The organism is Sphingobacterium sp. UBA2480 (assembly GCF_002341965.1).
GTDB lineage: Bacteria > Bacteroidota > Bacteroidia > Sphingobacteriales > Sphingobacteriaceae > Sphingobacterium > Sphingobacterium multivorum.
Genome location: NZ_DDPA01000010.1, coordinates 277,767 through 298,244, shown reverse-complemented (window position 1 = coordinate 298,244; position 20,478 = coordinate 277,767). Strand labels below are relative to the sequence as shown.

Here is a 20,478-nt window from a genome sequence, read left to right as displayed (position 1 = left end):
TTATCATGGCACAACATATGAATTTAACGCTGAAAGTTTGGCGTCAAAAAAATGATAAAGATAAAGGTCAATTTGTAACTTATCAGGCAAACGATATCGCTGATGATATGTCTTTCTTAGAGATGCTTGATATTGTCAATGAAGAATTGACTCGTAAAGGAGAAGATCCTATATATTTCGATCACGACTGTCGTGAAGGTATCTGCGGGATGTGTTCATTAGTCATCAACGGTCGCCCTCACGGTCCTAAAGAAGGTACAACAACATGTCAATTGCATATGCGTAGCTTCCACGATGGACAGACTATCGTGATTGAACCTTGGAGAGCTGCTGCATTCCCTGTATTGAAAGACCTTGCAACAGACCGTACGGCTTTTGACCGCATTCAACAAGCTGGTGGATATGTAAATGTTAATACAGGTGGTGTTCCTGATGCCAATGTTATTCCGATTCCTAAACGTATCGCTGACGAAGCATTTGAATCGGCTACATGTATCGGTTGTGGTGCTTGTGTTGCAGCATGTAAAAATGCTTCTGCAATGTTATTTGTGTCTGCAAAAGTATCTCAATTTGCCTTATTACCTCAAGGCCAAACTGAGCGTTACGAACGTGCACAGGCAATGGTAGATCAAATGGATGCTGAAGGTTTCGGTAACTGTACCAATACAGGTGCTTGCGAAGCAGAATGTCCTGTAGGAATCAAATTAACAAACATTGCTCGCTTAAACCGTGAGTACTTGACTGCTAAAATCTTCAGACAAGAAGAACCGCACGCTTAATAAGCAATTAAAATCCTTCGTGTTTTCGATAGCGTTAACAAAGCTTAAGAAACCGATTGAAGATTCTTTCTAGCCAATTAAAATAGGCTATTCAGAAAATAATATAAAAGTCCTTGCCCTAAGAAAGCAAGGACTTTTTTTTATATTTACAATAATGTAAATTGACGAACGTGAATTCTGGTATAAAAATTCGATTACTCCTACTTATCTTGACTTTATGCTTTATAGGAACAGCTATCACCATTAAAGAATCTGTTACCAATAAGGAAATACTGGACATTGATACAAAATCACTCAATGATTATATCGCTCAACAAGAGAAAAAAGTCGACCGAATTTTTAATGATTCACTCCTGCTCAAAACATTTAAAAACTACGATCAGTACCCAATAGCAGTTTATCAGGCATTTGAAAAGTTCAAAACCAATGAGAAGGTTTATTTATTTCTCTTTAAGGACCATGAACCGAAGATGTGGAGCACGCATTTATTTGTGCCAATTACAGATCAGGGATTTCCGGAAAAATCCAATTTTATTCAGGATGATAACCGTTCTTACGTTGTTCGAAAAAAAACAATTGGCAATATCAGTATACTCGCCTATATTATTGTAAAAGGCTATACAAATAACAACAACCCCTATTTAAATAGCTCATTGCGGAGGAACTTCTTCGACTCTCGAAATATCGACATTGCCTCCTATACAGACACGGTCACCATTAAAAATATCTATAGCAATGAAGGGTCTTATCTATTCTCTGTTAAGCTAAAAGACGGAGAGCATGAAAATGCCTATACGATTTTGCAATTCTTCTGTTGGCTACTTGCCTGGATCGCATTACTGATCTTCTTCAATAGTCTCTGCCTACATATGGCCAAGACAGGAAGGGCCTGGTGGTCTGCATTACTGCTATTATCGGTATTTAGCCTCGTCAAATTTACCGATCTTAAATGGAATCTGCTGTCCGAAAACGCGACATTTTCAATTTTCGATTCGCGCAATTACGCTTACAATCGCTTCTTCCCCAATATATGGTCCGTGATGTCCACCACCATATTGGTGTTATGGTTGATTCTATTTATCTATTCAATTCGCAAAGAGCTCAATTTCGACAAGATAAAGAACATCCGACTCTTCAGAATTCCTATCGCAATCGGATTTATTCTAAGTATATACCTGTCGTTCGGTCTATTGTATGACATCGCTGGTACCCTGATTACGCACTCCAACAACATCTATTTTGATTTCACAAAACTTGTCGATTTACATTTCCTAAGTTGGGTAGATTTAGGCATTGTTGGCATGGGTATTTTGGCCTTGAGCATCTACATTGATCTTGTCCTATTTTTTCTTAAAAAATTAGAGTTAAAACCGACGCAGCTACTCAACATTCAACTGGCATGTGTCATTTTTGTCATCCTGATCATTTCCTTTTATATTGAGAAAAATAGCCTGGTCAATTTGTTACTTGCACTGATCATCCTGATTAAATCATTTGGCGAGAAGTATTTCGACCGACATATATTAACAAATTATATCGCCGTACTGATACTTTGGGCAATCATAAGTGCAATCACGCACGCTCGTTTCTATCAGGAACGGAACTTAATTGACATGAAGATCTTATTGAGTAACCTACAATCAGAAGATGATGTCAATGCTGTTTCATTGTTCTCCGATATTGAAAGTAGCCTAGCAAACGATCAAGAATTAAAACACCTATTTAATATCAGTCTCCCCTATACCAATACTGAGGGGATCAACGATTTCATCAAGAAAAAGTACTTTAGTGGCTATCTTTCCAAATATGAGTTCAAAGCATATTATTATGATCAGAATAATATTCCGCTCAATCCAGCCAGTCAGAATAAGATCAATGAATATCGAGAAAAAGTAATCAACAAGTCGATAAAAGTCACGCAGAACTTTTACCGTTCCAGTGCGGAATTAGGTACGCATGAATACTTCTCCATCATCCCTGTCACCATTGACCAAAATAGAATTGTCAATGTTATCGTCAATCTTTCCAATAAAGATTTTAGCTATACGGTTCCCTATCCCGAAATCCTTACCGATATGCGGATTAACAATTCGCAATATTATAATAAAGGAGATTATTCGATAGCCCTCTATAAAGGCGGCTCCTTAATAACACAGTTTGGGAAATATACTTACGAGAACAATTTGAGGGGGCTGAAAGGTGTTCCAGGGGAATATATTCAAGTACTCGACCGAGATGCATACCTACATATGGCTTATGTTGCCAATAAATTCTCTACATACGTTATCAGTAAACAAAAACCTTCTTTTTGGGATTATCTAGCGACGACTTCATTTCTGTTCTTGGTATTTTTTATGATTTTCATGCTTTTCCATTTCATAAAATCACTCTATATCTTTCTTAAAAATACCAAGCTAACTTTCCGTAATTTAAAGTATCAGTTCTACAAAATAGTAAATAAAATACAGTACTCTACACGTATTCAGACTTCCATCATCTCATCGGTAATTCTGGCTATTCTTATTTCAGCGGTAATTTCATATATAAGTATCAACAAGCAGCTTTATAATAACAATAAAGCAAGTAAAGAGCGCTTTATTATCGAGCTGGGTAAACGGATGGAAAATATGTTGACCTACACAGATGAAACATCCACCGAAACGCAGCTGATTAGTATTCTCAAGACATTATCCGAAACAATTTCCAAAGACTTCAATCTTTATTCCAAATCAGGCAGGTTACTTTACAGTTCGCAGCGTAGAATCTACGATCTGGAGCTTTTCTCTACTTTCATTAATCCGGCTGCACTGAAAAATCTTTCCATCTTAAAAAAATCGGAGACAATTGAAGATGAGCGTATTGGCACTTTCCAATTTGAGACCAGCTACGCCACCATCAGGGATAAAAACTATAATACACTGGCTTATATAGGTATACCAAACTTCTCACTTCAGAAGGAAGAAAATATCAATAAGAATCTTCTTTTAAATACCATAGTGAACATTTATTCGCTGATTATTATAGGCTTTGGATTTTATGCGACGTTTGTGGCCAACAGTGTCACCAATCCATTGAGCATCATCAGTAAGAAGATTTCACAACTACGCCTGGGGCAGCCCAACGAGCCTCTGTTTTGGCAACGAAATGATGAAATAGGTACATTGATCAAAGAATATAATCTTATGATCATAAAGCTGGAGGACTATGCTAATAAGATCAAAGATACCGAGCGAGAATCAACTTGGCGTGAGATGGCTCAACAGATTGCCCATGAAATCAAAAATCCGTTGACACCAATGAAATTAGGCATTCAGCAACTCCGTAGATCTTACAAAGACGAGGACCCTAAATTTCCGGATCGCTTCAATAAATTCTCCACTTCATTCATCGAACAAATCGATGCATTGACGCATATTGCCTCAGAATTTTCACATTTTGCAAAATTCCCAAATACGGTAATGGAAAACATCAATATTGTAGAGAAAGTAACAAAGTCCATTTCCTTGTACAACAATACACCAAATGTAAGTATTCGTCTCATTAACAATGCGGATCACAGAACCCTTATCGTTAAAGCAGATGGTAATGAGCTATTAAGAACCTTCAATAATTTGATAAAAAATGCGATTGAGGGCGGTTATGGACGAAAAAACATGAAGATCGAGATTTCCATTGAACGCTACTCAGACAAATTTGTCAAGATAGATATCAAAGACAACGGTTATGGGATTCCCAAAGAGATGCAGGATAAAATTTTCCAGATTAATTTCACGACAAAGAGTTCCGGAAACGGTTTAGGACTAGTTCTTGTCAAAAAGACAATTGAAGCCTGTAACGGGCAAATCTATTTTGAGACTGTAGAAGGCGAAGGTACAACGTTTCATATACTGCTTCCTTTGCAACAGATAGAATCTTAAATCAACTGTAATCAGACATCCAAGAAAGCGGATAGGATACTGCACCCAAAGCATCTAAATAATAAGATGAGCCGTTCCAAGTACATAAATAAGAGGCTACCACATTCAAGTAATGTAAATAAAACTAGGGCGTTCAGTTAGGCTCCTTATATCTCAAACATTGATTACATAAAACTGAACGATAAATGGGAATAGTCCTATTCTTACGACGTTCCAAGGATCAGCCTAACACAAACAGCGTACTATTAAACAAAAAAGCTCTNNAGAGCTTTTTTGTTTAATAGTTCATTTATTTTTAACGTAACACAACCGTAGATCGTCCCATGATTGCATTATCTTCATATAGCAAAACCGTATAGGCCCCTTTTGAGAACCCCTCTTCTGCTGCCCAATAGACGATATAATCTTCACCTTTGTTGGTAAATAAAATATTGTGTTTAAAGGTATATTGCAATTTCTCTCCATGTACATAGAAAATATTATCACCTTGCACGACCAGATTTCCCTGTGGATCGATAATTCTGACATATATATCACGTTCTCCACTTTTAGCTAACGGATTATCAGCAACGGTAAAGTTGATTTTTAACTTATCGATTTTTTTAGCACGTTCTTCTACGACTTCCTTTCCATTCTTTTTGACTTCAAGTCCATTTATACTGATACTTGAAACCTTCAATGCTGAAGCAGTTGCAACTTTCTCTTTCAGGTCCGAATTTGATGTAACTAAAGAAGTAATTTGTTTTTCTTTTTCAACTACAGATTCGCTCAAATTGGAGTTTTGCTTCGATAAAATTTGATTTTCCTGAATCAGCCGTTGCACATTTACACGATAAGTATCCACCTGCTTCTTAAGCTGATTGATCTTGTGCTGTGCATCATCAATATCTTTTGGAGTAATACTTTTATTTTCAAGCTTTTTACGAAGTACTGCGATCTCCGCCCTAGAATCATCCTTCTGCACAGTCATCTCTGGCGTCAATTGGACATTTTCTACATCAATTTTATCCAATTCAGCTTCAATACGATCGATTTGTACCTGCAGATTTTCTTTTTCTACTGTAAGTGTATAGACCTTTTCACCATTGGTCTTAAACTTGACATAAAAATATATGTTTGTTGCAAGTAATGCTGCTATCGCAATGATAAAGAAGTAAATCTTCGAAGAATCTTTCTTCTTTTCTTCTTCTTTCTTACTCGAAACAACTTCTGAATTTATCATAATATACTGTCATTTTCATAGGTATAAATCTATAAATTTATACTATTGAATGTTTAAACAAAAATTATTCCAGTTTTATTTTTTTTTACCAATTATGAATTATTCAAAATAATTCAAGGTTTCAAATCCGCCTTGTTTTAAATATTCTTCCTTTCTCATCAGATGAAGATCGGATTGTACCATGTCTGTTACCAACATCTGAAGATCATATTTTGGCGTCCATCCAAGTTTTGTATTTGCTTTTGTCGGATCACCAATAAGTAAATCGACTTCAGTTGGCCTATAATATGCCGGATCAACTTTGACAACAGTCTGACCGAATTTAATCAGCGACTTATCAATATTTAACTGAGCTAAGCGTTCCTCGTCAATATCGATAATTACCCCCTTCTCCTGCTCTCCCTTGCCACTGAACTCAATTTCAATTCCCAATTCTGCAAAAGCCATGCGAACAAAATCCCTAACAGTTGTTGTCACACCTGTAGCAATCACAAAATCTTCTGCGGTTTCTTGTTGTAGAATCAACCACATCGCTTCTACATAATCTTTGGCATGCCCCCAGTCACGTTGTGCGGACAGATTACCAAGATATAATTTATCTTGCAGCCCTAGCGCGATTTTTGCCACAGCTCTGGTAATTTTACGTGTCACAAAAGTTTCTCCCCTTACAGGGCTCTCATGATTAAATAAAATACCATTACAGGCATACATCTTATAAGCTTCGCGGTAATTTACAGTAATCCAATAACCGTACATTTTTGCTACAGCATAAGGACTTCGTGGATAAAAGGGTGTTGTTTCACTTTGTGGAACCGCTTGCACCAATCCATACAATTCGGAAGTGGAAGCCTGATAAATACGGGTTTTTTCGATCATTCCCAATAATCTGACCGCCTCAAGAATCCGCAATGTACCGATACCATCTGCATTAGCAGTATATTCTGGCGTATCAAAACTAACCTTTACGTGAGATTGTGCCGCAAGATTGTAAATCTCGTCAGGCTGTGTTTCTTGTATAATACGAATCAAATTGGTTGAATCCGTCAAATCACCAAAATGCAATGTGAAATTTCGATTGTCGAGATGAGGATCTTGATAAAGATGGTCAATACGATCAGTATTGAATAAAGAGCTGCGGCGTTTTAAACCGTGTACTTTGTATCCTTTCTTCAATAGGAATTCTGCTAGATAGGCACCATCTTGTCCTGTTATACCTGTTATTAAAGCAGTTTTCGTGTTTTGTTCAGCCATGTTTCTCTCTAGATTAAGCAATACCTGACGAAATCGTTAGATATTTATCCCATATCCATACATACAATTAGTTTATCCGCGATTAATTTAGCTACGCACAAGATTATCATTCAATACTTGCCGGTCACCGTATTCGTAAACTCATCCGTCTACAGTGCAAATAAATCATAATGAATTGGGAGTGTAAAAGTATTAAATTTTAAACAAAAAAAGCCATAGGAATTCCTATAGCTTTCTGTTATTCTTTTTTTATCGTTTACGTTTAGTTTGAGCGCGTAAAGTTAAAAACTAGATAGGCTTCTCCATTCGCAACAGTCAATGGCATACGCATAACTAATTTATTCCCATCAGAATAAGATAAATCTAAGCGGTAACCTGTTGTGACATTTTTCGCCTTATCGCCCGCATAAATCTTTTTAAATTGAAACTGAGGTTCTCCTAAGCCTTTTCCAGGGTTATAGATAGACCAAAAAATCTCACGTGATGCTCCTGGAGCACATAAAGTTCCTTGCGCATTAAATGTAATTGATCCTTTCCCATTTCCAATAAAATTCCATGTACTACCTACGAAACATTCTGCCGGAGCCTCTTCAAATACACTTTTGATCGTGAATGAAGAAGGTAAATTCTCTCTATCGATTGTATTCAATGTCCACGTTCCTTTTACCGCGGATTTCCAATCCGAAGCGCTAGGACCAGAAGCTGCACTCGTATTGGAAGAAGGATTTCCAGTTGATGTACCTTGCTTTTGTGCTCCACAAGAAAATAAGGTCACCGTAGCAAAAACAGTTGCTAATGATAAAACGAATCGATTCATATGTATAAATTTTAATTTCAAATTGTATTTTTGGGGTAAATTAATCCACAAATCATGAAGATTACAGCCAAAAATCATACCATAAGCAAAATAATCGCAAAAACGCTGTTAAGGTTATTTATCATTTTATTGGCCTTTGCTTCTTATCCGCTTTTTTTAGGACAGGAAGCAAAAAGCAAATTGAATCAAATCAGCCTTGCTTTTACGAACAAGATAGCACTCATAGCTCCTATCTTGTTATTTTGCTTCATCATTGGATTAATGATCGCTGTGCTCAAGCACAAATATAACAGAATTGACCTAAATTGGCTATTTTCTCTTGCTACTATCTTTGGTATTTTATATTTGATACTATTGTATTCAAGAATTTACCCAACGATTGCTTAAGCCCAATTGCACAATTCGCCAAAGTTTCTAACTTTGGATTCTCCAAAACGCTAATTACAGCCGAACAAGATTGGATGTATAATTTATATGGATAAAAAAAAGGGGCTCAAAATAGCCAAAAATATAGCAAAGATTGTCGTTACTGTAGGAGCCTTATACTGGGTATTTAGCAAGGTATCGCTAAAGGATCTGAAAGAAGCCGTCATCAACTCCAATCCTCTCTATCTATTCTTTGCTTTAGTTGCTTATAGTATCTCAATTTTTATTTCTTCTTCGCGCTTATTGACTTTTTTAAAGGCAATCGGTTTAGATGTTACGGAAAAATATAATTTAAAACTGTATCAACTTGGCCTATTTTACAACCTCATTTTACCAGGCGGTGTTGGCGGAGATGGTTATAAAATATTCTTCCTCAGGAAACGATTCAATATTAAAGGACGAAAATTATTTACGGCCTTATTTTTAGATAGATTAAGTGGATTATGGGCACTGTGCCTCATCATTGCAGCGCTAGTTACTTATATGCCACAACTCGGAATTCCAAACTATCTGACCGTTATTCTATTTATAATAGGGAGCGTTCTCTATTACTTTATCGTAACCAAGTTCTTTAAAGAATACAAGGCTACATTTTTAATAGCCCATTTAAAAGCAATCGGTGTGCAATCCATGCAAGTTGTTGCAGCAATTCTTATCCTTTATGCGCTAGGATTTAGCGGCAAATTTTCTCCTTACCTATTTTTATTCCTTGCATCTTCTCTTGTTTCAATCATTCCGTTTTCAGTGGGTGGTTTAGGGATGCGTGAGCTTGTGATCATGTGGGGAGCGGGCATATTCCACGTCGACTCACACAATGCGGTTTTAATCACCTTGTTATTTTATATTATTTCCGCTCTCGTCGCGCTTTCAGGAATTTATTTTATCTTTCATCCGCAAGCAATTGGAGAGGACAAATTACCTTCCGCAGAAGAAGTTGAACAAAGTCAAAAACTAGAAGAATAAACATGGCAAATATTATTATTACAGGTGCAAGCAGTGGTGTTGGATTTGAAGCGGTGTTGGATTTGACCTCTAAAAAGGACAACAAAGTCATTGCTTTGGCTAGATCAGCAGACAAACTGAGAAAACTTCATGAAATTGCAGGTCAGCTCAACTATGATGGCGGCACCTTATACCCGGCTCAATTTGATATTGTCTACGATGACTATACTACACTTGTTCCCTTCATCCAATCTAAATTTGATAAGGTTGATATCTTGATAAACAATGCTGGAGCACTCATCAATAAGCCATTTATGGAAACTGATGGAAAGGATTTTGCTGAAATGCTACAAACCAATGTAATGGGACATGTAAATATGATACAAAACGTTGTTCCCTTGATGCCATCAGGCTCACATATTGTCAATATTGGCAGTATGGGGGGATTTCAGGGATCATTGAAGTTTCCCGGACTTTCGGCATATTCAACCAGCAAAGCCGCATTAGCAGTGCTTACAGAATGCTTAGCGGAGGAGTTTAAGGAAAAAGGAATCAAAGTGAACTGTCTAGCCTTAGGATCTGCTCAGACCGAAATGTTCGAGGCTGCTTTTCCGGGTGTTGAAGCGGGTACTTTAGCCTTTGAAATGGGACGCTATATTGCAGAGTTCGCTCAAAATGGACATCACTATTTCAATGGGAAAATACTTCCTGTAGCCAATACAACACCTTAATTGGAAAGCCCTTCAAAAAAATATCCCTTGATCTAATATAGTCAGGTTGGTGTAATATAGTCAGGGCCATTTAATAGAACATTAAATGGCCCTGATCTTTTACCCCTATTTGATCCGGAAAGAAATACTAAAACTCGCGGCCTTCAGTTCATTAAATCAATTTGTCTTCAATTTAAGCCATTTTGTAAGGTCATCCATCAATTGTTCATTAAAACTCTCTGAGTTTTCAAAATATTCTTCGATTTTTCCAGTTTGCGCATGCTGAAAAAGGTGATTCAAATTGGGATAATCCTTAATGGTGACGTCAGTAGTCTTTAAGTGCAGGTGTTGGAGACAATAAATGTTTTCATTTGCAGGAACTTGGACGTCCTTTCCGCCAAATGAAGCAAAAACCGGTATTTTTAGCTGCTTCAGATAATAAGCCGGATCGATACGAAGAAACGTTCTAAACCAGGGGCTCATCATTGGACTGAGTTTAATTTTCATATCAGCAGTCAGGGGATTACCGTTATTTTGCTGAATAAGTTCTTTTTCCAACGATTCGGCCAATGCCTTTGGTGGCGCATCTTCCAATAGAATAGTATACAATCTTCGATTATTTGCTTTATTGGTCTGTAATGCTGCTTCAGATAATCCGCCCGCTTTTCCTAAAGCATAACTCTGTAAGATCAGTAAAGAATCTCCTTTGATCACAGGGCCAGACAAAAGTGCAATATACTTTACCTTACTGTTCTCGGATGCCACTATTTCGGCAATTAGGGCTCCCTCACTATGCCCGATCATTCCGATTTTATCCACATCTACTATAGCTTTTTTGCTGAGAAAATCAACTGCAGCATTGGCATCAGAGGCAAAATCAATTGTTGTCGCTAAATTCACTTCTCCTTTAGAGCCGCCTACCCCTCGATCATCGTAACGTAATACAGCAAAACCGTTTTTGGTAAGATGATCTGCAAGCACCTTAAATGGCCTGTGACCAAACACTTCAGAATCCCTATTCTGCTGACCGCTACCGTTGACCAACACCAATGCGGGGAATGGTCCACCATTTTTAGGATAAGTCAGAGAACCCGTAAGAACTGCATTGCCGGCACTATTTTTAAACGAAACTTCCTCTTCCGTATAGCTATAAGGAGGAAAAACATCCTGCTTACGAGAAAGCCCACTCTGTTCATTCTCGCTTCGTACTAAAATCATAGCAGATTCAAAGGGGCCTTGTTTCATCACCCCTTTCATAACATCTTTATCCCGATCCAAAAAGCCCGCATACAGAAGACCTATATTCTTAACATCCATCCAAATGGAATCGTGTTGAATACGTATTTGATTGATTGGAAATTTCTGCGCTGTTTGCATCGGACTCTCAAAGGTACCATTCCACTTCCCTGCACTATCTTTTTGAATATTGAATACCAGTAGCAGCTTCTGCCCTGAAACCTCAACCTCGCCCTTCCATGAGCCATCAAATGTCTGCGCATGGGTACATGAAAAATGAAAACAAATGATAAATAGGTATAAAATTTTTCTCATTGTCGTTTTTTACTAGAAATTAAACTGTATGCATAAATCCAATATAAAATATAATGCCACAAATACCATACTGATTCCAATCTTCTTATTATTAACGGCTACATTCATACCCTTAACCAATAAATAGAACTGATAGCATAGCAATAACAAACTGATGATTCCAAACATGCCAAACAAGAGCATCTCCGTTTTATCAACTCCAACCAATGTATGATCGTCGCTTTGCACTGCCTTTAAGACTTCATCCGTAAATTTGTCCTGGTTTAACAATTTCCCTAAAAATAAGGCAAGATAGAGCGGAAATGGTATAATCAGAACGACATTTATGACATCGATGATTCTGGTCTTTCTGTTCAATAACATCCCAGTACCGTAAAGAAGTGTAAAAGGAGCCAAAACCATACAGGCATGAACGCCCAATACAGCCCATATCGAAATCACCCTATCCGGTTGATAGAAATGCATAAAACCATTGAACTGCTGGCCCGATAAATAAATAACATAGCTTGATAACAAAAATCCGATAACACCAGCAAAGAATAACTTCCACTCTGGGAATTCCGCAAATGGATTCTGAAAAATCTGTTTAACTTTCATTTTTTAAGAATTGAGATAAGTTCAGCTGTTCAATCGCAGCCGGATTTTGGGTTCCAATAAGTAATATCTTACCAGTTTCCAATGTAAGTTGCAACCCCATATTACCACGAGCTGAAAAAGCCAAACCTCTCACCCCCCTCCGCAATCCCCATCCACCAAACTCACCGATCGGGTTATAGTTTCGTACCTGAATAGCATGGATATCTGCCCAAAGCGTCCTTTTACGATAGAAATTAAATGGGAAAAAATAGACTTCAATTCCCTCTTCACGAATAATAGTTTTTAATCGTAGTATGCCAAATAACCCCCACAATACCAAATTGATCCAAAATCCTGGTAATTGAAATAATGGAACAAAATCCAACTGCAAGATATCATGCCAGTGCACAGAAAAACTGGCTACACTGACCGTTAAAAGGATCAAACATAATAACCAGCTAAAAAAAGATTGGCTTTCGGTAAAAAGCGTATTATTTTTCATCATGACATCATTCTTTGTTCATCAATCATTCGATTTCCCTCGCCACTAAATATTTCTATTTCTGCCAACACTATTTTTATTCATAAGAGCTTTCACTTTTTGAATCAGATCATCCAGGATATTACGAACTGTCGGATAGGATTTTCCCATTTGGTTTGCCATTTCCTTTAAACTTCCTGAGTGTATCAAAAAATTCAGAACAAATTCTTGCTCCTCAACAGTAAGTTGCATTAACACGGGTAATGAAAACTTTCCAACAACTTCGGTTTCACAGGAGTCACACACCAATTTAGCGACTTTTAACTTCGCTTCACAACAAGGGCAATCAACCGGTATTTTTTTCATTAAATAATAACTATATTAATATTATTAAATATAACATTAATAATATTAAAACAAAACACTATAAAATCAATATTTTTTAAAAACCACTGCTTAATGATATATTTGTATCATTAAATAACATTTATGAAGAAGTTTTTAGGCTATTTCCTATCTATAATATTTTGGTTTTGTTTTGGTTTATCCTTGATTATCTTCCACCCTATACAGTGGTTATGTTTAAAGCTGGGTGGATATAATGCACACAAAAAGAGTGTGGATATATTAAATGCCTGTCTCGTTGCCTGCTATTACACCCTATTCAATCGGGTGACGTTTATCGACAATAAAAATATTCCAACAGGGCAACCCATAGTCTTTGTAGCCAATCACCAAAGCACCTTTGATATTCCGCCAATGATCTATTTTTTACGCAGGTTTCATGGAAAATTTATTTCTAAAATTGAACTTGCCAGCGGTATACCTAGCATCTCCTTTAACTTAAAACATGGTGGTGCCGCAAATATAGATCGCAATGACCCCAAACAGTCTATTGCTGAGATATTGAAGCTTGCCAATAATATGAAAACCAAAAACTGGTCCGCGTTTATTTTTCCAGAGGGAACAAGATCGAAAACCGGAAAAATGAAGGCCTTTCATGTTGGCGGAATTGCCACATTACTAAAGAAGAATCCGAACGCACTCGTTGTTCCTATCGCCATCACAGGATCATATGAAATGGTACAATATGGGATGTATCCATTAACCCCATTTCTTCATATGACCTGGGAGGTTCTAAATCCTTTGGATACGGAGGGCAAGAATATTGAAGAGATCGTTAAATTAGCTGAGGAAGCTATAAAACTAAAGGTCGAAAAATTGCAGTAAGCTACTTGACCTGCCTTCCTTTCCAGTCATACTTCCCAACATTACCCAATATGCCGATATAAGCTAGATAAAGGATATGAGCCAGGCTTAATAAAGGAAGATACCATAAGAGTTCATTTCTGCTTGCGAACCTGGTTAAAGGTTGAATAAAAAGAAATTCGACAGTCATCTTCAATAACAACGCGAACAGTACTACCCAAGCAACAAATTTCACACCACAGAGCGCAAGAACTGCAGCAACCAATATCAATAAGTTGAAAAACCAAATGGAAATCCCCAATGCGATGACACCTTTATTTTTATATTTGGTACTTTTTGAAGCCCAGCGTCTACGCTGACTAATGAATGATTTCAAATCTGGTTTTGCATCTGTATAAACAACGGCATCTTGTGATTTACAAAAGATTATACGATCGGGATATTGTTCTGCTACCTTATGTAAAAAAAGTTCATCATCTCCGGATGCAAGCTCATCAATCCCTTTAAATCCGCCCATTTGTTTAAAAATATCCTTTCGATAGGCCAAATTCGCTCCATTACAGGTCGTTGGTTTTTTATTACCAATACCTGCAGCGCCCAAACCTATCAAATACAAAAATTCCAGGGTCTGCAGTCGTTCAAAAAAACTCTTTTCTTCTGAATACACTACTGGAGAAGATTGTAGATAGGCACCTTCTTTCTCAAATGAACTGATAACTGTCTTTAGCCAGTTCGACCCCATGCGGCAGTCAGCATCTGTAGTGATAATAATTTCGCCATGACAGCAATCTATCGCTCTTGAAATTGCTAATTTCTTGTAGGAATTCAAACGGCCATTTTCGTTCAATTGAATCAGCTTGACACCTTTTTCTTCATATTCTTTCACAATCAAAGACGTACTATCGTCCGAATGGTCATCGATAATAATTAACTCCAGGAGCTCTCTAGGATAATTTTGCCCTAGTATCGATTCAATGGTGCGCCTAATATTTAACTCCTCATTCCGCGCTGCGATAATGACAGATACAGTCATTGTTGGCCTAACAGTATTGTTAGGCTCCGAAAGCAAGAACCAGCCTCTGCGCATCCATAAAACTAGAATTACGTATACGCAGGCAAAAATGATCAATAAATAGTTAAGAATTTGTATCACCGAAAAAATTTATCTTAAAAACAAAAATAGAACCAAATATAGCTGGAAGAATCAAATTGACGAACCAAATACAGGAAACAATAGCCATTACAGCAATTTCCTGTGTGGTAATATAACTATATAGATTGCTTGCAACGAAACTTCTAACACTGAAATCAAAAATATCCAATGTAGGTAGCGCTGCCTGCACAAAAAATAGGATAAAAATCATCAGAACCATGGATAAAAGCGGTAACTCAGGTAGCGTTAGCTTCATCAAGATGATATACTGAGAAGTAAAAATGACAAATCGCGCCAAAGAATTTAAAAGAACAATACGGAGCTCGCGCATTGAATAGTGTTCCAATACTTCAAAGAAAGGCTTAATCCGTTTCAAAAACTTAATTTTGCCGACCAATAAATCGATCCATTTTACATTGAAATATAAGATGACAAATCCTCCGGCATAAATAATTGCAAGTAGCCATACACCAAATTGTACGGTTAAAGGAGTTGAGAGAAATTTACAGATAAACCAAGCGATACTTAATGATCCCGCAACGCTTGTGAGCACCAATTGTGCAAATAATCCAACGCCCATCGCCACGGCTCCTTTTGCCCGATGTTGAGGCTGTAAAAAAAGAACGCGTCCACCATACTCTCCAATCCTATTGGGAGTAAAAATAGCCCAGGTAAGTCCGCAAAAAACGGATTGGAAGGCCTGCCAAAATGAAATACGTTCCAGTTTAGAGGCAAGATACTGCCATTTAACGACTTCAAGCAACCAATTTACAAGCATTAACACCACGATCAAAACCAGGGTCCAAACAACAGAATGTTGTTCTAAACCTGCTACTAGGGTTTTAAACTTCGCAATATTACTTTTATCAGATACTTTCACGGCAATATACCAGGTCGCCAGGGCGAAAACCAGCATCTTCAATAAAAGACTGATGTATTTTTTTTGTCTTCCAGTCAACTTTCGATAATTAGAGAGCAATGTTACTAAATTTTAGCCAAATGATTAAGTTTTGTCGAATGCAATCCGCGAATAAAACGCAAAATTTGTAATATTGTATATGCAGAAGGAAAAGGCGAAAGAAAGAATAATTTTAGGGATCGACCCCGGTACCGTTGTACTGGGATATGGCATCATCAAAGAAGTTGGCAATAACATATCCTTGATCTCAATGGGGGTCATCAAAATGGGACATTTAGACGATCATGCTCTAAAACTACAACGTATTTTCAAAAAAACTTCGGCTTTAATGCAGGAATATAATCCCGACTGCGTAGCCCTTGAATCACCATTTTATGGCAAAAACATACAGGTCATGCTCAAACTAGGGCGAGCTCAAGGTGTTGCTATGGCGGCGGCGCTGGCGCAAGATATTCCGATCTTTGAATATTCTCCAAGAAAGATAAAACAATCCGTTACAGGAAATGGAAATGCGACAAAGGAGCAGGTTTCCGCTATGCTAAAAAATCTATTAAAATTTGAGGAAACACCACAATTTTTAGATGCCACCGACGGATTGGCAATTGCTGTCTGCCACTCGTTTCAGAAAAATGCAGTATCAGGCAACAGTAAGTCGTACACGGGATGGTCCGCCTTTATCAAAGATAACAAGGATCGAATCAAGTAATCACATTTGCACCTGACGAATCACATTCTTCACATTCAATTCCACAATATCCGTCATCGTTTTACACTTGAGGTAGGAGTTGTTCTGATAAAATTCAGCATAGCCCTCACGTAACTGTTTGATATTCTCCTGGGTCGAGAGCACCTGCGTTTGCGAGGCATCCCTCAGATCAGCGATCCGATGTCTTTCGCTTCGAACTCTATGCACAATAGAGGAACGCTCCTCTTGTTGGTATTGCAGTACTGTTTTTTCATTGAGATGTTCCATCGCCAGTTTGACATAGGGAAGATTCTCCTTAAAAAATTGCGGCATATATACCTTCGGATTTCCTTCATAAAACTGCTGGTCAAAATCTATTGCCCGAATTCGAAACTGGAAATCATCAAAATCTGGTGTAATCTGCATCACGAAATTGTATGCCCGCATATCCCCCAACAACGTAATAATACATCGCTCATTAAACTTGACAAATTCTTTGGAAATCCGGGTCAGATTATAATCAGGCGAGAACATACGTGTTTTCGAAAAAGTGTCTCCCGGAATTCCAACAATATGTTCCTCAACCAAGGTATCATGGTCTACCATATAATTCACCTGATTGGGCGACAATATTTCTTCCAACTCCAGTCCATATATTCTTGATGCATCGGCCTGCTTGATGTAAAAATAATCATACACATCATTTAAACGGTTCACGATACGAATACGAAAGGGTTTCGTATTGCCAAAGCCGCAGTACTCGACACGATCAATATATTTATGCTGGACGATTCGCGTATTACCTGATGCTTTCAATTTAGCATAAATCACCTTCAACCCGTCATATAATTGGTCAATGAGATATTGTGGATACAGTGGAGTCTCCCAAAAAGTATCGTTGCCAAATTTATCCATAACAGGTACTGTCTCCGTAAAATTCAGTAGATCCTTATATCCTATAGGCAACTTTTCATCTCGCTGATACAGCTTAAGGTATTTATGAAGTCCTTCCCCTACTTCAAAAATCGGCTTCTTTTTCGAAATCTTTACATCTTGAACTTCTTCCATCGCTATTCCGTATTTGATTTTTCGTTTACTCAAACATCACACGGTTGGCTACATTTTTAACCTAACAACCGCTAAATACGAACTGATTAGATTGTTAATAGGCCAACTGCATTTCCTACTTCTTAAAAAGGCAATACTAAATTAATTTATCATAATCCTGATATCAAACATGAAAACAATCACTTAACCTATAATAAGATCACCATGAAACAATTATAATCACTTTCAATCAAAAACATATAACATTATCAATATGAATAAGTATTTTTTATTAAATTTACATCTATAAACCGAAAATTCTTAGTAATTTTGAAATAAATTTAATTATTTTAGCTATTGGTCCGATTTTGATGCAACGGCCAATTAATGAACACAAAAACCATTGTTAATGGAAAATCAATATGCAAACTATGATCTAGACAATTTGGATATCCAAATCTTGTCTATTCTAATGAACGATGCCTCTATTCCTTATACAGAAATAGCAAAAAAGCTAATTGTATCAGGTGGTACAATTCACGTTAGAATGAAGAAGATGGAAGAATTAGGTATCATTAGAGGGTCAAATCTAATTATCAATCCTCAAAAAGTCGGATTTGATATCACGGCCTTTTTGGGTATCTATCTTGAAAAAGGTTCACAATATGCAGATGCGGTAGATAAATTGAAAGAAATCAAAGAAGTGGTCGAATTACATTATTGTACTGGCCAATACAGTATTTTTGCAAAAATCATCTGTAGAGATACAGTTCACCTCAGAAAAGTATTGAATGAAGATATTCAATCCGTACCTGGGATTCAACGTACCGAGACGATCATCTCTCTCGAGGAGAGTATCAAACGTCAAATCAGCTTAGTCTAGTATAAAAAAAGCTTCCATAAAAAATGGAAGCTTTTTTTATACTATCGTTTTTAACATGGCGATATAGAGATCGATCCCTGCTCTAATTTCATCGATATAGATAAACTCATCCGCCATATGTGACCGAGCGCTATCACCAGGCCCCAACTTCAGAGAAGGGACAGGAATAAGAGCCTGATCGCTCATCGTCGGCGATCCATATACCTTACGCCCCAGTACAACACCTGCTTTGACAATTGGATGCGTTTCAGGAATAGAAGAAGATTTCAGACGCGTCGATCTCGCTGTGACCTCTGATTTTACATGAGACTTGATAATATCCAACGTCTCTTCATTCGAATAAGCATCTGTGGTTCTGACATCGACAACAAAGTTACAAGTAGCCGGTACCACATTATGTTGTGATCCCGCCTGAATTACTGTCACCGACATCTTAATCGGGCCTAAGGTTGACGAAGTCCTTTCAAACGTATAATTTTGAAACCATTCAATATCCCTAATCGCTTTGTAGATTGCATTATCGCCCTCATTACGTGCGGCATGTCCAGCTGTCCCTAATGCTGTACAATCCAACACCATCAGTCCCTTTTCTGCAATTGCCAAATCCAATAAGGTAGGTTCACCCACAATTGCAAAATCAATTGAACCGATATCATCCAAAACAGATTCTACACCGTTCTTACCTGAGATCTCTTCTTCGGCACTAGCGACAAGACAGAAGTTATACTTCAAGTCCGTCTGCTGGTAAAAATACAAAAATGTAGCTATCAATGATACCAAACAGCCTCCGGCATCGTTGCTCCCCAATCCGTACAATTTACCTTCCTCTACAGTCGCCGCCAAAGGATCTCTTGTATAACCTGTATTTGGTTTTACTGTATCGTGATGGGAGTTGAGTAATATCGTAGGTCTGGTGCTATCATAATGAGCGTTATATACCCAGACATTATTGCCTTTTCGATGTGTTTTGATATCACGCTCCTGAAAGAAGCGAACAATTAAATCCGCTGTGAACTCTTCCTCTTTACTTAAAGACGATAGTCCAATTAATTGTTTTAAAAGGGCCAGAGCATCTTCAAATAAGCCCTGCTTATCCTTCATGGTATAGTCCTCCTGCTTTATCCGCAGATAGTTTAATTCCTTTTATAAAAGCAGAACTAAAACCATTATGTTCCATTTCGTTCAATCCCGCTATTGTACAGCCCTTCGGTGATGTTACCTTATCAATCTCTCCTTCTGGATGAGCATTGGTGTGCAATAACAAATCAGCAGCGCCTTTTGCAGTTTGAACCGCCATCTTTAATGCATCATGCGCATGAAATCCGATTTCAACTCCACCTTGTGAAGCAGCACGGATCGCACGTAGGAAAAATGCAATACCGCAAGCACACAATGCCGTCGCCGATGTCATTAGGTCCTCATTAATAACAACGACTGAACCAACAGTTTCAAACATTTTCTCAACCTCCTTCAAACTGTCGTCTGAAGCATTGTCGCTGGCGATACACGTCATTGATTGCGCTATTGCAATTGCCGTATTAGGCATTGCTCGTATCACTGTGGCATCTGCCCCCAACTCTGCTTTTAAATCGGCACAAGAAACTCCCGACACAATAGAGACAAAAATCTGATTGGTCTTTTCAATTACAGGAGCCACTTCCACCAATACCTTTTTTAGTTGTTGAGGTAGGATTGCGAAAACAACAATATCAGCCCCCTTTACAGCGAGTTTATTATCATTACTTATTGAGAAGCCTTGGCGCGCTTCTTCGGCCAGTGCATTCAAATTTCTCCTCGTCAAGGTAATATCGGCAGCATGGGCAAATTCACTTTTTACAAGTCCTTTTGCCAAAGAAAGACCGATATTACCGCTTCCGATAATGGTGACCTTTTTCATAGCGATCGTTGGG

Annotated in this window: 20 protein-coding genes; 8 read left to right on the top strand and 12 right to left on the bottom strand. The window is 37.7% G+C overall.

Annotated features, from left to right (window positions below; all coding sequences use genetic code 11):
- The first annotated feature begins 5 nt into the window (after positions 1–5).
- Complete coding sequence (locus B3600_RS25245) at positions 6–779, top strand: succinate dehydrogenase/fumarate reductase iron-sulfur subunit (RefSeq protein WP_175441957.1); 774 nt, start codon at positions 6–8, stop codon at positions 777–779.
- 170 nt (positions 780–949) lie between these two features.
- Positions 950–4,696 carry a HAMP domain-containing sensor histidine kinase gene (locus B3600_RS25240; protein WP_286754820.1) on the top strand — a complete coding sequence of 1,249 codons (3,747 nt, stop codon included), beginning with the start codon at positions 950–952 and terminating at the stop codon, positions 4,694–4,696.
- A 295-nt stretch (positions 4,697–4,991) separates the two neighbouring features.
- Here B3600_RS25240 and B3600_RS25235 read toward each other — a convergent pair whose 3' ends face one another.
- From B3600_RS25235 to B3600_RS25225, 3 genes are all read right to left on the bottom strand, one after another.
- A complete protein-coding gene (locus tag B3600_RS25235; protein WP_112373909.1) occupies positions 4,992–5,918 on the bottom strand; it encodes a hypothetical protein in 927 nt (308 codons plus the stop codon).
- Between the two features lie 99 nt (positions 5,919–6,017).
- On the bottom strand, positions 6,018–7,169 hold the full coding sequence (gmd, locus tag B3600_RS25230; protein WP_046674906.1) for a GDP-mannose 4,6-dehydratase: 1,152 nt from the start codon (positions 7,167–7,169) through the stop codon (positions 6,018–6,020).
- Between the two features lie 262 nt (positions 7,170–7,431).
- Entirely contained in the window at positions 7,432–7,986 is a 555-nt protein-coding gene (locus tag B3600_RS25225; RefSeq protein WP_046674905.1) for a lipocalin family protein, read from the bottom strand.
- Positions 7,987–8,040: 54 nt separating this feature from the next.
- On the opposite strand from B3600_RS25225, the gene B3600_RS25220 reads away from it, so the two are divergent.
- The 3 genes from B3600_RS25220 (at position 8,041) to B3600_RS25210 (ending at position 10,085) form a co-directional block, all read left to right on the top strand.
- Positions 8,041–8,373, top strand: a complete 333-nt coding sequence (locus B3600_RS25220) for a hypothetical protein (protein ID WP_046674904.1) — start codon at positions 8,041–8,043, stop codon at positions 8,371–8,373.
- A gap of 87 nt (positions 8,374–8,460) precedes the next feature.
- On the top strand, positions 8,461–9,375 hold the full coding sequence (locus tag B3600_RS25215) for a lysylphosphatidylglycerol synthase transmembrane domain-containing protein (protein WP_286754819.1): 915 nt from the start codon (positions 8,461–8,463) through the stop codon (positions 9,373–9,375).
- 2 nt (positions 9,376–9,377) lie between these two features.
- Entirely contained in the window at positions 9,378–10,085 is a 708-nt protein-coding gene (locus tag B3600_RS25210) for an SDR family NAD(P)-dependent oxidoreductase (RefSeq protein WP_286754818.1), read from the top strand.
- A 156-nt stretch (positions 10,086–10,241) separates the two neighbouring features.
- Here B3600_RS25210 and B3600_RS25205 read toward each other — a convergent pair whose 3' ends face one another.
- Genes B3600_RS25205 through B3600_RS25190 form a run of 4 tightly spaced genes read right to left on the bottom strand, consistent with a single transcriptional unit; the run spans position 10,242 to position 13,038 of the window.
- Positions 10,242–11,615 (bottom strand): alpha/beta hydrolase family protein, encoded by a 1,374-nt coding sequence (locus tag B3600_RS25205; protein WP_286754817.1) that lies wholly within the window; start codon positions 11,613–11,615, stop codon positions 10,242–10,244.
- Between the two features lie 12 nt (positions 11,616–11,627).
- Positions 11,628–12,212 (bottom strand): hypothetical protein, encoded by a 585-nt coding sequence (locus B3600_RS25200; RefSeq protein ID WP_070570371.1) that lies wholly within the window; start codon positions 12,210–12,212, stop codon positions 11,628–11,630.
- A complete protein-coding gene (locus B3600_RS25195) occupies positions 12,202–12,696 on the bottom strand; it encodes a hypothetical protein (RefSeq protein WP_286754816.1) in 495 nt (164 codons plus the stop codon). The genes B3600_RS25200 and B3600_RS25195 overlap by 11 nt, the downstream gene beginning before the upstream one ends.
- A 42-nt stretch (positions 12,697–12,738) precedes the next feature.
- Complete coding sequence (locus B3600_RS25190) at positions 12,739–13,038, bottom strand: DUF2089 family protein (protein ID WP_112373913.1); 300 nt, start codon at positions 13,036–13,038, stop codon at positions 12,739–12,741.
- Between the two features lie 123 nt (positions 13,039–13,161).
- Here B3600_RS25190 and B3600_RS25185 point away from each other — a divergent pair, with 123 nt between their 5' ends.
- Entirely contained in the window at positions 13,162–13,902 is a 741-nt protein-coding gene (locus tag B3600_RS25185) for a lysophospholipid acyltransferase family protein (RefSeq protein WP_046674899.1), read from the top strand.
- A gap of 1 nt (position 13,903) precedes the next feature.
- Here the strand turns inward: B3600_RS25185 and B3600_RS25180 are convergent, their stop codons facing one another.
- Entirely contained in the window at positions 13,904–15,034 is a 1,131-nt protein-coding gene (locus B3600_RS25180) for a glycosyltransferase family 2 protein (protein ID WP_070570379.1), read from the bottom strand.
- Positions 15,018–15,992 carry a lysylphosphatidylglycerol synthase domain-containing protein gene (locus B3600_RS25175; protein ID WP_070570381.1) on the bottom strand — a complete coding sequence of 325 codons (975 nt, stop codon included), beginning with the start codon at positions 15,990–15,992 and terminating at the stop codon, positions 15,018–15,020. The genes B3600_RS25180 and B3600_RS25175 overlap by 17 nt, the downstream gene beginning before the upstream one ends.
- A 100-nt stretch (positions 15,993–16,092) precedes the next feature.
- Between B3600_RS25175 and ruvC the strand changes: the two genes are divergently transcribed.
- Positions 16,093–16,659, top strand: coding sequence for a crossover junction endodeoxyribonuclease RuvC (ruvC, locus tag B3600_RS25170; protein WP_046674896.1), 567 nt, complete (start codon positions 16,093–16,095; stop codon positions 16,657–16,659).
- Here the strand turns inward: ruvC and B3600_RS25165 are convergent, their stop codons facing one another.
- A complete protein-coding gene (locus B3600_RS25165) occupies positions 16,660–17,706 on the bottom strand; it encodes a hypothetical protein (protein WP_046674895.1) in 1,047 nt (348 codons plus the stop codon). It lies immediately after the preceding gene.
- A 388-nt stretch (positions 17,707–18,094) separates the two neighbouring features.
- Here B3600_RS25165 and B3600_RS25160 point away from each other — a divergent pair, with 388 nt between their 5' ends.
- Positions 18,095–18,568, top strand: coding sequence for an Lrp/AsnC ligand binding domain-containing protein (locus B3600_RS25160; RefSeq protein ID WP_046674894.1), 474 nt, complete (start codon positions 18,095–18,097; stop codon positions 18,566–18,568).
- Between the two features lie 36 nt (positions 18,569–18,604).
- On the opposite strand, the gene B3600_RS25155 is transcribed toward B3600_RS25160, so the two are convergent.
- Positions 18,605–19,669: a M20 family metallo-hydrolase gene (locus B3600_RS25155; RefSeq protein WP_286754815.1), complete on the bottom strand. Its 1,065-nt coding sequence runs from the start codon at positions 19,667–19,669 to the stop codon at positions 18,605–18,607.
- On the bottom strand, positions 19,659–20,465 hold the full coding sequence (gene proC / locus B3600_RS25150) for a pyrroline-5-carboxylate reductase (RefSeq protein ID WP_286754814.1): 807 nt from the start codon (positions 20,463–20,465) through the stop codon (positions 19,659–19,661). The genes B3600_RS25155 and proC overlap by 11 nt, the downstream gene beginning before the upstream one ends.
- Between the last annotated feature and the right edge of the window lie 13 nt (positions 20,466–20,478).

Bases quoted from the DNA above. Each gene is read 5' to 3' on its own strand.
- B3600_RS25245 (WP_175441957.1), top strand. From the start codon at position 6: ATGGCACAACATATGAATTTAACGCTGAAAGTTTGGCGTCAAAAAAAT.
- B3600_RS25235 (WP_112373909.1), bottom strand. From the start codon at position 5,918: ATGATAAATTCAGAAGTTGTTTCGAGTAAGAAAGAAGAAGAAAAGAAG.
- gmd (WP_046674906.1), bottom strand. From the start codon at position 7,169: ATGGCTGAACAAAACACGAAAACTGCTTTAATAACAGGTATAACAGGA.
- B3600_RS25225 (WP_046674905.1), bottom strand. From the start codon at position 7,986: ATGAATCGATTCGTTTTATCATTAGCAACTGTTTTTGCTACGGTGACC.
- B3600_RS25220 (WP_046674904.1), top strand. From the start codon at position 8,041: ATGAAGATTACAGCCAAAAATCATACCATAAGCAAAATAATCGCAAAA.
- B3600_RS25215 (WP_286754819.1), top strand. From the start codon at position 8,461: ATGGATAAAAAAAAGGGGCTCAAAATAGCCAAAAATATAGCAAAGATT.
- B3600_RS25210 (WP_286754818.1), top strand. From the start codon at position 9,378: ATGGCAAATATTATTATTACAGGTGCAAGCAGTGGTGTTGGATTTGAA.
- B3600_RS25205 (WP_286754817.1), bottom strand. From the start codon at position 11,615: ATGAGAAAAATTTTATACCTATTTATCATTTGTTTTCATTTTTCATGT.
- B3600_RS25200 (WP_070570371.1), bottom strand. From the start codon at position 12,212: ATGAAAGTTAAACAGATTTTTCAGAATCCATTTGCGGAATTCCCAGAG.
- B3600_RS25195 (WP_286754816.1), bottom strand. From the start codon at position 12,696: ATGATGAAAAATAATACGCTTTTTACCGAAAGCCAATCTTTTTTTAGC.
- B3600_RS25190 (WP_112373913.1), bottom strand. From the start codon at position 13,038: ATGAAAAAAATACCGGTTGATTGCCCTTGTTGTGAAGCGAAGTTAAAA.
- B3600_RS25185 (WP_046674899.1), top strand. From the start codon at position 13,162: ATGAAGAAGTTTTTAGGCTATTTCCTATCTATAATATTTTGGTTTTGT.
- ruvC (WP_046674896.1), top strand. From the start codon at position 16,093: ATGCAGAAGGAAAAGGCGAAAGAAAGAATAATTTTAGGGATCGACCCC.
- B3600_RS25165 (WP_046674895.1), bottom strand. From the start codon at position 17,706: ATGGAAGAAGTTCAAGATGTAAAGATTTCGAAAAAGAAGCCGATTTTT.
- B3600_RS25160 (WP_046674894.1), top strand. From the start codon at position 18,095: ATGGAAAATCAATATGCAAACTATGATCTAGACAATTTGGATATCCAA.
- B3600_RS25155 (WP_286754815.1), bottom strand. From the start codon at position 19,669: ATGAAGGATAAGCAGGGCTTATTTGAAGATGCTCTGGCCCTTTTAAAA.
- proC (WP_286754814.1), bottom strand. From the start codon at position 20,465: ATGAAAAAGGTCACCATTATCGGAAGCGGTAATATCGGTCTTTCTTTG.